General features: G+C 38.9%; 7 protein-coding genes. 2 read left to right on the top strand and 5 right to left on the bottom strand.

Annotated features, from left to right (window positions below; translation table 11 throughout):
* Positions 1-181: 181 nt before the first annotated feature.
* The gene (locus tag FD50_RS05585; RefSeq protein ID WP_056960738.1) at positions 182-1,354 is read right to left on the bottom strand and encodes an AI-2E family transporter; all 1,173 of its coding nucleotides are present in this window, start codon (positions 1,352-1,354) and stop codon (positions 182-184) included.
* A 175-nt stretch (positions 1,355-1,529) separates the two neighbouring features.
* Positions 1,530-2,885, bottom strand: a complete 1,356-nt coding sequence (locus FD50_RS05580; protein WP_056960737.1) for an FAD-dependent oxidoreductase — start codon at positions 2,883-2,885, stop codon at positions 1,530-1,532.
* Between the two features lie 246 nt (positions 2,886-3,131).
* Here FD50_RS05580 and FD50_RS05575 point away from each other — a divergent pair, with 246 nt between their 5' ends.
* Complete coding sequence (locus FD50_RS05575; RefSeq protein WP_056960736.1) at positions 3,132-3,431, top strand: hypothetical protein; 300 nt, start codon at positions 3,132-3,134, stop codon at positions 3,429-3,431.
* Positions 3,432-4,460: 1,029 nt separating this feature from the next.
* On the opposite strand, the gene FD50_RS05565 is transcribed toward FD50_RS05575, so the two are convergent.
* The 3 genes from FD50_RS05565 to FD50_RS05555 form a co-directional block, all read right to left on the bottom strand.
* Complete coding sequence (locus tag FD50_RS05565; RefSeq protein WP_056960734.1) at positions 4,461-6,908, bottom strand: YfhO family protein; 2,448 nt, start codon at positions 6,906-6,908, stop codon at positions 4,461-4,463.
* Positions 6,909-7,072: 164 nt separating this feature from the next.
* Entirely contained in the window at positions 7,073-7,522 is a 450-nt protein-coding gene (locus FD50_RS05560) for an NUDIX hydrolase (protein ID WP_054757103.1), read from the bottom strand.
* A 69-nt stretch (positions 7,523-7,591) separates the two neighbouring features.
* Positions 7,592-8,848, bottom strand: a complete 1,257-nt coding sequence (locus FD50_RS05555) for an MFS transporter (protein WP_201780644.1) — start codon at positions 8,846-8,848, stop codon at positions 7,592-7,594.
* Between the two features lie 324 nt (positions 8,849-9,172).
* On the opposite strand from FD50_RS05555, the gene FD50_RS05550 reads away from it, so the two are divergent.
* Positions 9,173-11,821, top strand: a complete 2,649-nt coding sequence (locus tag FD50_RS05550) for a YfhO family protein (RefSeq protein WP_056960732.1) — start codon at positions 9,173-9,175, stop codon at positions 11,819-11,821.
* The last annotated feature ends 154 nt before the right edge of the window (positions 11,822-11,975 follow it).

Here is an 11,975-nt window from a genome sequence, read left to right as displayed (position 1 = left end):
TTTGCTAATGCCTTACACGATTATTCCACAGTCCTTCTAAAAATGCAAACCTAAAAAAAGTGTGTGCTAAGTTGCTAAAGTTTGCGTACTAACACAAAATCACGTACATCGCAGAGTCGATAATGTTTGCCTAAGCAACCGCAGGAAGTTTTAAAAGCTCCAAGATCACTGCTTTTAAACCTTATTTTTTTAGATACTCTTCTTTAGAAAATTCTGTTTCTTCATATCTTCCCTTACCACCATAGAAACGATTGTATCTTTGCTTAAAGTGCCGGAAGAGATAGATTGAAAAAGCTTTGATAAAGCAATAAATAGGAATCCCAAAAACAACTCCGACTAATCCTAATAGATCTCCCATCACCAATAAGACCAACAAGACGGTAATCATATGCAACTGCAGATTGTCTCCCATAATGCGTGGAACCACCAATTGACCATGCAGAAACTGAATAATAAACCACACTAATGTAAATTTAACGGCTAGCCAAAGTGACCCTTGAAACGCAATAATCAATCCTGGTAAAAAAGCTGCAAAAGATCCTACGTAGGGCACGATACTTAAGATTCCTGCGGCAAGTGCCAATACACCTGAGTAATGCAAACCGATCAATAAAAAACTTGGCCAGTATAACAATCCTAGAATCGCTGAAGCAATAATTTGTCCTTTAAGGTATCCTCCAATTTGCTGATCCACAATTTTACCGAATTCCGTAAAGTCACGCCGGAAAACAGGCGGAACTAACCGTCGAACTGAAGTAAAGAACTTTTCTTTGTCTCTTAACAGGAAAAAAGCAATAATTGGACCAACCACAATTGTCAACAACATTGTCGAGAGGGCTGAAAAAACACCACTAAAACCATGAACACCACTTTGAAAATATTTTTGTGCAAAACTACTAATTTTCATGCCGGAAAGATCAACATCTGATAGCATTTGCTCTAGTTCTTTCGTATATGGTAATGTTGCTGTCAGATGATCAACATTACGTTGAAAGCCGCGCATGATTTGCGGCAAATGACGTACAAGATCAAGCGTCTGTGTTCTGGCAGCAATTATTAACTCAATGCCGCCAAAAACCAGTAATCCTAAGATTAATAAATAGATTACAGTAATGATCCAAGTTCTCTTCAAAAAACGCTCAAGTCTGACAACCAATGGATTGATTAAATAAAACAAAATAAGTCCAAAAATAACCGGTGGTAAAATAATAGTTAATGTCATTGTTAATGGTTTAAAAATAAAATCAACTTTGCTATATAAAAAAATTACTGCTCCAAGCATACCAAGTACCAGTAATGTAAAAACCAGATTACGACCGCCTAGAAAGCGAATCCATCTGCTTTCTTTATCCATAAAAAAACCCCCAAACACCAAATTATGATACAAAAGTTCGTAACTTTAGTATACAGAATGTTTGCTGTTTGGAGTAGTAAATGGCTTTCAGCTAAATTTTTCGTTATTTAAAGATTAGCTCCAACTCAAATTTTCAGAGCCCTCTTTACAAAGAAACTCGCTGTTTACCACTTTTTTATTGCAGCAGCCTGTCCTGCTCATGTGCAAGTGCAGCTTGCCCCAACAAGTTAAGGTAATTAAATGGTTTATCGAAATGTGGTTGAAAAAGCATGTCTACCTGAGCTAAGTCTGCGATTGTATTTTGATTTTGGATACAAACTGACAGCAAATTGGCAGCCTGAGAAATGTCATGTTTGCTTAAAAAGGAGCCGCCTAGAATCCGCAAAGTCTGTGGATCATAAACTAACGACATCAGAATTTTCTCAGTAGTCGGCATAAATTCTGGTCGATAATTATCTTCCAAAAATACTTGAGCCACTTCAATTCCTTGTTCTTTAGCAGCGGCGACAGTTAATCCTGTAGAGCAAAGTGCGGTTCCAAAAAGAGCTAGTCCCGATGTCGCTTGTGTTCCCAAACTGCGAATTCGAGGTGCAAACAAATTCTGCCCTACTAGTCTTCCTTGTCGAATCGCATTCGTTGCAAGTGGGATATAGGCAGGTTTACCTGTTGGGTTGAAATGAATTGCAGCACTGTCACCCGCAGCAAAAACGGCTGGGTCAGAGCTTTGCTGATATTCATTAGTAATGATCGCGCCATTCGGAAGCATTGCTACCTGACCTGCAAGTAATGCTGTATTCGGTTTAAAACCAATACACAAAATCGCTAAGTCAACTGCAAATTCATTTTGATCAGTTTTGAGCAACAACTCACCGTTTTGCTCTTTAAATTCGATGACATTTTGTCCTAATGCAAGCTCAATTCCGCGTTCAAGAAAGATTTGTTCTACTTTGGTCGTGAATGGTTCATCAAAATACTTGGGCATAATCCGCTCTTGGGCATCTACTAAGGTGACAGCATGCCCTTTTAAGTTATACGCTTCTGCAAGTTCTACCCCGATATAGCCCGCTCCAATCACAGCGATTCTCTCAGCTTGTGGAGCTCTTTTGAATAATTCCTGCGCATGTTCCCAATTTTTGCAAAGAACTACCTTTGAGCTCTCAATTCCACGGATAGGTGGAATTACAGGCCATGAACCAGTAGTCATTACAATTTTGTCGTATTCTTCTTCCCAGACCTCATTGTTTTGAAGATTCTTGACCTGTAATGTATGCTTAGCGGTATCGATAGCCGTAACATCATGCTGCGTAAAAATTTCTGCTCCTAGCGCGCGTAATTCCTGTGGGTTTGAATAGAACAAACCAGCTGGATCAGTAATCTGCCCTCCTAGATAAAGAGCGATGCCACAGGAAAGAAAGGAAATTTCCTCATTACGTTCAAACACTCTGACCTGGGTATCTGGATGTTCTTTCAAGATCTCCTTTACAACATACGTTCCTGCGTGCGTACAACCTACTACGGCAACTTTTTTCATAATGAACTCCTCCATTTTAAAGATGGCTGGGTGGCTTGCTCAATAACAAACATACGTTAATTTAAATATTACACAATCTATTTCTTTTGGCAAGCATAATGATAGCGCTTTAATTAAATTTAACAAAGTACACTGATTAGCCACTTTTACTGTACTTGAAGCATTTTACTCTCAGCAGATGTTCCTTAAATGATACAATAATACTGAAAGGATGTGGCTCAGGGACTGATTGAAAGGAGAAGGACAATGGGGATATTCAACAATAATAAAATCCAGGGTATCCTTGCAGACCGTGGACTTGATGAGGTTAGTGAAGAAACTTCTGCACAGATTGAAGCCATTTTAGGTGGACTTCAAAGACACGGGCTCTTGCGAGAAAATACCCACGTTGATTTTAACGACAAAAGTAACGAGATCAAAATCGAATTCCTGCGTGCACTTGTTGAACAAAATTGGATCCTAGTTGCTCAAAATGAACAAATAATTGCCTGTCTCAAAGAAATCAAAGATTCTGTGAACTCCTCCGCAAATCGCTTTTCGGACTAGCTAGCTTATTAATAATTCGCAAGTTCTGCGGATTACGGCTAGTGACGATTAAATTATAGCTTATTAAATAAAACTAAGAGAGTGTGACATAAGTTGGAAAAATTTGAGTGCTAATTCGAAGTTAAACGGAGAATTTTGACTTATGGAACACGTTTATCCAGAATAAAAGAGGGGCTGTGACAAAATTTTACTTTTGTCACAGTCCCTTAGTTCCCCAATTAGAGATTTAATACTTTTTACTAAACCCTTTTTATTATTTTTGCAACTCCAAGTATTAAAGCCGCTATCGTTGTGAGACATGCCACACTAAAGCACGCCACGCTGCCAACCAACACTGCTTGAAAAGACAATCCCCAGGAAAGTCCTAGGAGCATAACCCCCATACTTAACAGTGCTACAACAGATACGACTAAGAAGACATTCTGTGCTGAAGACATGCGAAAGGCACCCCTTTCTTTTGAATAATGAGCGCTCAAAAATCAGTGAACGACAACTTCTATCCGCGTCGTAAATAATAATAGGCGGCTTATAAAACACCTAAAGTGAAGGGACTGCATTTAACGAGTTTGAATGTACCACGTTTTGTCACCCTCCACTCTAAAAATTATAGCAGAATAGTGACTAACTGTCTCTAGTCATGTCCGCATAAAAAGAAAAACGTAACCTAAGAATTAACTTTTGAAAAGTACTCTGCTTAACTCTAAAGTAAAACTAAAGGACTGGATCAAATGTAAATCTTGACCCAGTCCCGCTTGCGGCTGACAGTGTGTTGCTGGTTTTTAACTCTGTGGAAATACTTGACGAAAAACGTTGTCAAGGTGTAACAGTTGGATTTCCAAACATGCCAGCCTTTAAGGAGTACTATAACTCCGATTGTTTTCTTAAATCTTCCTTCCACACTACAGGTGGCTGTTCAACTATGGTGGAGTTATATTCTCCTTACACTCTTAATTATATGTAAACGCTTCCCAAAGTCAAGAAAAAAACTCTCGCACCCAAAGCAAGCTTCAATTACTTTGGTGCAGAGTTTTAGTTACGCTTAATCTCTTTTTTTCGCGCCAAAAACCAATCCAACCCTAACCAGCTAATTCCAACTATTGTAATCAAAAAGCCAACTAGACTTCCTGGTGCAACATAACGTAAAGTTATTTTAGCCGCTCCTTGAGGCAAGTTTACCGCTAGAAATGAGCCTAGAGCCTGTTTAGTCTTTAATTTCTTCCCATTACTTGTGATACTCCAGCCTGTATCAAAGGGAATATTAAAGACGACTGTACTACGGTTACCCTCTGTTTGAATGTGACCCCTCAAACGTGAACTGCCGGATCTATGTTCTAATAGAAGTTTTCTTTTTTGAAGAACCGTTATTCCTTGCGAATAAGTGTGTTGGTTTAAGACCCGCAAGTGATTAGCGGTCAGTTCATTTTGCGAAGACGCTCCTAAGCGAAATTCATAGACCTGAGAGTTTCCAACTTTTCTTAATTTTTTGAGTTGCTGCTGCTCATGTCCATTTTCGTCGTAATACTTCTGAGCATAATAAAGGGTTCCTGCAGCCGGGGTGCTCAGTTTTACAAGGTAGTCTTTCCCCTTCAGCTGCTTAACAGCAAGGATCTTCGTTTTTTGAAAAAGTTGCTTGGAACTTGGCAGTAGCGTGTGCCAAACTTTTTCCTGATTGTCGAAAGCATTATGACTTTGATAGACTATTTTTTGTGCCGCTGCAGTTGTTAAAAGTCCATTTCCAAGGGCATTGTTGTTTTTTTCTGTTCGCATTCCATTGTTAGTTGCCTTTAAATAATAGCGAACATTTAGTAATGAATCTGAGAAAGTTGTCCCACCGACAGCACTAATTCGGCGCACATTTTTACTATAATACCCCATACTAGTAAAAAAGTGGCGCGTTTGTTTGTTCAACGTAGAACTATAAAGTGTCAAGCCTTCATATCCCAGCAATAGCCCATCATTGTACCCATTGTATTCTTCTTTGTAGGCCTGTTTGAAAAAGCTTCCTTGACCCACTATCCGGTAACTTGGGATTTCTTTTTGGTCAGTAATGGTAACAGCTTTTTCAGCTGCATAGTATTCTTTTTCATAATTAACTTGATTTCCAAAATCCATTCCTGCCATACTGCCATAAAGATTAGCGGCTAGAGCACATGGAGTTAGCAATAACAGCACTAACTTGCGCCATTTCTCTGTCAAACATATTAAAGAAACTGTGACAATTGCAATCCCAACTAACGAAAGTACAATCCAAAAGATATCTGTCCGCGTAAGTAAAATATCTAAGACTAGTAAGCTCGCAAAAACTCCGGCAACTAGGCTGGTGCTTGCCTTATCAAATTTTTTATGGACTTGCCACTGTCGTGCTGCTAAGGTAATGGTGAAAAAAATTAAAAAAATGGCATTGCGGTATGGAAAGCCGGCTGGGCGATTCATTAAATGCCAAATGGTATTCAAAGGACGCAGCCAAAGTGAGAGAAAAAAGAAACCAGCTAGAAGAAAAGCCGCAATTTTCTCCCGCTTATCTCGTGTACGTTCAAAAAAATAAAGAACTGCAAGAATCACCACTAAACTTCCCACAAAGACACTGGGAGCATGATCCAAGCGCTGTAAGTATGAACTGCCTGAAATTCCCATTTGTTTAAAAAAACTGACTCCAAATTCTGGTGTCGGCAAGAACCAACTAGCCTTGATTCCTGTCTTATCTGTCTTTTGCATTCCCAAAAAGGTAGGCAATAATAGACAGCACGCCAATAAGACAATCTGCACCATTGTTTTGAGATAAGTTTTAATAACTTGATAACTTGCAGCCCAAGTGCGTTCTTTACGCCATAATAAGTAACAGAGGTAACACCCTGTAAATAACACTGTCATGTAGCCTAAATAATAATTGCAGAAAATTGTGACTGTCAAACTAAATAAAAACAAGCGGCGTTTACCATGTGTTACCATGTTTTTCATTCCAAGTGCAACCAATGGAAGCCACACAAGTGCATCAAGCCACATAATATTGTAAAAATTCATGGCTACAAAACCATTTAATGCATACACAACTGCGAAAAGCCAAGTTTGCCGGGTCTGCTGCCAAGCATTTCTTAAGTAATATGTAAAAGTTAGTCCCATTGCACTAATCTTAAGTAAAATAATGAGTTCAACTGCCACTGGCATCTGTTCTGGTCGAAACAAAAGACTAACTAAATTGAAAGGACTGATCAGATAGTAAGCAGCCACTGGGAAAAAATTATCTCCTAATCCTAAAGAAAAACTATAAATGCTTAACTGCCCACTAAGCAGTTGCCTACGCATTTCTGTCAAAAATGGAACATATTGGGTCCCTAGATCACTGACCAAAAGATTATTGTTACCAAAAGGAAAGATACCTTTAGTCGCCCAAACTAAGATGACCAATAAGGGCGGAATTAAGGCCGCCAATACATACGTGCTTTTGGAACTTTTCTTTCGTATACCAACATTTTGCATCAAAACACCCTCGGAATCGTGTTATTTGTAGAGCCACATGTCATTTTACATTCTAAATATTATTAATTTTTATAAAAAAAGTTAAGAATTTAAAAAGATTGTATCATAACAGAGTATGTCAGCTAAAATTGCCACGTTTCTTTCTGAAATCTCAATTCGTAATTCTAAGCATTTTTTTCGGCAAATTTAAGCATTTCTTCCGTCTGTTTATTAAGTAACGGTGGTAACTGCGAGAAAGGAAAATACTCAAGTGCAAGTGTTTCGTTGGTTTTAGTCTCTAACAAGTTTCCACCTACAGGCTTGGTTAAAAATAACTGTGTAATTGTCTGTGCAACATCGCCATTCGGATACGCGACTGTCCCCTCATCAAAAGTTGCTAATAACCTCACTACCTCAACTTCCAACCCACTATCTTCTTTAACTTCGCGTACGCACGCCTGCGCATATGTTTCACCATATTCAAGAAAACCACCAGGCAAACTCCAATTATGGGTATCTGCTCGTAAATTCAACAACACTTCATGTTCAGCATTGAGGACTACGCCGGCTGCTGTATTTAAGATAATTGGCGTATGCCCGACCAAGCCTCTGATCATCTTAATATAATCCGCCATTTTCTAATCTCCCTTCCAAAAAGTAGTTGCCACATCCTTGGGTATCAGCGATTTCTAACGCCTTTTCCCCTACTCTTTTTCAGAAACGGCTACAGGAACTTCGCGCAAACGAAACATAAAGAAACCGCCTAAAAGAAAGAGCACTGCTAAACTTGCAATTCCCATCTGTGACCGCCCAGTCAGTTGTGTAGTTACCGAAAACAAGACTGGACCTAAAACAGCTGAAAACTTACCGAAAATATTATAAAAGCCAAAAAATTCGTTAGCCTGTTTTTTGGGAATGATTCGCGCAAAATAAGACCTGCTTAATGCTTGAATTCCTCCTTGTGAAGAACCCACTAAGATTCCTAAAATCCAAAAGTCAAGAACCGTTTTCATGAACAATGCATATACACAGATGAAAAGATAAACAGTAATTGCGATTAGCAACATGATGCGAGTCCCGTAACGCTGTGCCAATCTTCCATAGATTAAAGTACACGGAAAAGCAACAATATTCAAAACTAGTAAAACCACCAACAGTGTACTCGTGCTCACGCCCATGTCAACTCCGAACGCGGTTGCCATCGTAATGATCGTATCCACCCCATCAATAAAAAAGAAATAAGCGAGCATAAACCCCAAAACTTGTTTGTAATGGCGAATTTTCCGCAAGGTTGCCAACATTCTTTGGCAGCTTTCTTTTAAAGCGGATTTTGGGTGAGGCAAACCGTAGTGTTGTTCTACATTACGCAGCATTGGTAGCGAAAACAGAAACCACCAAAGTGTAGTAAGCATAAATACAATTCTGATAGCCTGGGGCGCAGACGTCAACCCAAAAGTTGAAGTTGTAATCAACAACATTGCAACTACAAAAAGTGACGCACTGCCGATGTACCCAATGCCAAAACCATAAGATGAGACTAAATCATTGCGTTCATTACGTGTCACATCAGTGATAAAAGCGTCATAAAATAGATTAGCGGCCTGATAACCTATATGTGAGAACGTATAAATAACTAGTAACCACTGCCATTGATTTGTGGGTACGAAAAATAAAGCAGCTGTCATCAGCAAACCAATGAATAGTGAATACCGAAAAAAACGTTTCTTATTGCCTAAATAATCACCCAAGGCGCCTAAAAAAGGGGCGAGTAACGAAACAATCAGGGTTGAAAAAGAACTCACATAGCCCCAATAGGCTGTCGTGTCATGGGCTGAAACTCCTGCATTTCCCGCAACAAACTTAAAATAGACGGGTAAGATTGCAGTTACAATAATTAATGAATATGCGGAGTTAGCACAATCATACAGAATCCAACTTTTCTCTTCTTTAGTAAACTTCAAAATTTTCTTCCTCTCTTCATAAGAACTGGCTTACCTTTAATTCTACAGAAAAAAGAAAATTTAAGGTTTCAACATAGTAAAAATTGTGTCAAACTTCTGTAAAGGACATTTACCGAGCTTGCCTTCTAAAAGAACAATTAACATGCAAACTCACTCATTGAGTTATCCACTACTTGAAGTATACTTGATAAGTGTATATAGTTTAAAATATATGCTAAAAATCAGGAGAAAACTCTTCAAGATCACATTTTAGCTGATCTTAGAACTTGGGCTGCTGTCTGGCTGCCAGCGCTCTTTTTCTTAATAAATGAAAGGAACTAGGCAATGAAATTCTTTAAAAATAAGACTTTTTTCCCATTAGTCGCTTTTTGTGTGCCGATGTTGTTATTACTACTACTTTACTCAAATGGTCAAATTTTTCCTTTTGGCAGCCGCTCTGTTGCCAACGAAGACCTCATCAACCAATATGCAGCCACTTTGACGTACTTTAGAAACAACATCTTTCATCCAGAAAATTTATTATATTCATTTCAGCTTTCGCTGGGAGGAAATTTTTTTGCTGTGTTTACATATTACCTTTCTTCACCACTTAACTTGATATCGCTCTTATTTCCCCAAAAAGACATCCTTGCGTTTTTTACCTTAAACATGATTTTTAATATTGGGATGATGGGCCTGACGATGTATCTATTTTTAACAAAATCAATTTGGCTCAATCGGCAGTCTGCAGATTCATTTAAAAATAACGGTACCCAGCAATTTATCACCATTGCGTTGAGCACCTCTTTTGCTTTGACCAACTTCTTTTTAACTTATGCAAACTGCGTAATGTGGTTCAACGCAATTAGCCTGTTCCCACTTGTATTACTTGGTCTGGATCGTCTGCTCAATTGTAATCGACCGCACCTTTACTGGCCTTTTCTCGTTCTTTTATTATTAACCAATTATTACATGGGCATTATCACGGTTCTCTTTTTAATTCTCGTGACGCTCTTATGGATCGCACAGGCATTCCTGCTTGAAAAAAAAGCACTTAAGTCAGTTTTTCTAACTAGTGTGCGTGTCTTTGGCTATACCTTGCTTTCGCTGTTATCTTCTTTAGTTGTCTTTATCCCGAGCTGGCTTGCACAACAGCACGTTTCGCAAGCCCCCGTTAAATATGACTATACTCCTATCTATAAGTCACTTGACGTGCTTGCCGCGCTTTTCCCAGGAACAAGTGTTGGTAGTGCGCCACTCATTTATTCCAGCTTACTTGTACCATTGCTGGTAATTGCCTTCTTCTTTACTAAAAAAATCGGTTCCATTGAAAAAAATATTACCGGTATTTTCCTGCTCTTTATCTTCATCTCAACTTGGTTAAGTACTTTCTACATGTTTTGGCACGGTTTCACAATGCCGAACGGTTATTTTCAGCGTGAAAGTTTTGTGGTAGTTTTTGTGCTGGTCTGTATTGCCTATCGCGCCCTCAAACTCCAAAAATTTGAAGGCAATAGTCATCCGTTGCGCAAATCTTTCTGGGTGCTGACCGGAATTTTGTTCTTTAGTTCATATTTTACTGGATATTTTAATGGCAATATTATCTTATTGACCCTAATCTTCTTACTTTTAGACGTCTTCTTATTAGAGCTCTTTTTCAAACGGAGAAAGTTGTCGCGTTTAGTTCCACTCCTGCTTCTTTTATTAGTGAGCTACGATATTTATGCTGCCAACACCAAGCTTTCGCTAAGCCTCGCTAAAAAAGCGGCGAACTATCCTGCTTTTTCAAGAGTTGTCGCACAAAGCACGCCGGTTTTCAACAAACTCAATTCATTAGATCATGGATTTTTCAGAGTAGCTACAACTTACCAGCTAAATCCGAATGATCCGTTAGAATTCAATTATCGTGGCATGCAAAACTACCTATCACAACAGCCAACTCGATTGACCAACTTCTTATCAGCAGCAGGTTATTTTCAAAAACACAGTTGGCTGCGCTGGAGCTCATATAATAACGGCTCAACTTTAGCGATGGATAGTTTCTTGGGGATTAAGTATGTCGTCGCAAACAACAATCAGAATTTTCAAACCGACATTAAAGCTTCTAAAAGTCTGACAGCGACTAACCCTTTGCGACCACTCTTTTTAAACGATGTTCTCTTCAAACAAAATGCTTTTACCGTTTACCAAAATAAATTGGCTTTCCCATTAGCGTTCAAAACAACGGCTGCAGCCTTTGCATTTGACTTTCACTACAGTACAATGAACAATCCTTTTGCGTTCCAGAACCAAGTTTTTAAAGCGCTTGGTTCTAGTAAAGATCTTTATCAAACACAACAAATTACACGAGCTACAACCCCCAATCAGCTTGACCTACAGTTGAACACAAATTCTGCTGGAAATCTTTATCTATACGTTCCGTCAGCCCAAGAAATGAATCCACCTACTCAGGTAAAAATTTACTGCAATGGAAAATTCATTACAACTGCTTTTGGTGGCAGTCTGTTTGGAGAAAATGGTGTAATTTCTTTAGGCCGCTTTTCCCAAAATACGCCGATAAAGATCAGCTTAACTGGAGGAAATATTGCTGCACAATTCACGCAGACACCTTTTGTAGCTGTCGAAAATCAAACGGCATTTACTGCTCTTAGAAAAAAAGTAGTCGCAAATAGTGGGCTCAAAGCAATTCAACAACAAGGAACAACGATCTCATTTAAAACTACTAAAAGTTTTAATGGTGGTCCAGTAATGTTATCTTTACCATACGATCAGGGCTGGTCAGCAACAGTTGATGGTCATCCTGTTGGAACAAAAAAAGCCCTTAAAACACTTACTGGGCTCGAAGTTCCTCAAGGTAATCACCACATTGTTCTCCACTATCGTGTTCCTGGATTAAGAGGCAGTTTGCTGATTTCACTGCTATCTTTGTTGCTGCTGTGCCTGCTTTTAACCTCCACGTTTTGGCATAATTGGAAAAAGAAATTGATTAATTAGGTACTGTGTGTCGGTACTTCTTCTTTAACGTGCTCCTCCCAGCAACCTCCTATGCCTAAGCCTGCATTACGCGTAACCAAAACCAGGTTACTTTGTAATGCAGGACTTAGTCTACGGTGGTTGAACGCTGTGTGTTGGCACTTCTTTCTTAACA

The sequence above is a fragment of the Liquorilactobacillus satsumensis DSM 16230 = JCM 12392 genome (assembly GCF_001435195.1).
GTDB lineage: Bacteria > Bacillota > Bacilli > Lactobacillales > Lactobacillaceae > Liquorilactobacillus > Liquorilactobacillus satsumensis.
The sequence above is the reverse complement of the archived record's forward strand: the minus strand, read 5'-3'. Positions and strand labels throughout refer to the sequence as shown.

Coding starts and splice junctions, on each gene's coding strand:
- FD50_RS05585 (WP_056960738.1), bottom strand. CDS start 1,354: ATGGATAAAGAAAGCAGATGGATTCGCTTTCTAGGCGGTCGTAATCTG.
- FD50_RS05565 (WP_056960734.1), bottom strand. CDS start 6,908: ATGCAAAATGTTGGTATACGAAAGAAAAGTTCCAAAAGCACGTATGTA.
- FD50_RS05560 (WP_054757103.1), bottom strand. CDS start 7,522: ATGGCGGATTATATTAAGATGATCAGAGGCTTGGTCGGGCATACGCCA.
- FD50_RS05575 (WP_056960736.1), top strand. CDS start 3,132: ATGGGGATATTCAACAATAATAAAATCCAGGGTATCCTTGCAGACCGT.
- FD50_RS05550 (WP_056960732.1), top strand. CDS start 9,173: ATGAAATTCTTTAAAAATAAGACTTTTTTCCCATTAGTCGCTTTTTGT.
- FD50_RS05580 (WP_056960737.1), bottom strand. CDS start 2,885: ATGAAAAAAGTTGCCGTAGTAGGTTGTACGCACGCAGGAACGTATGTT.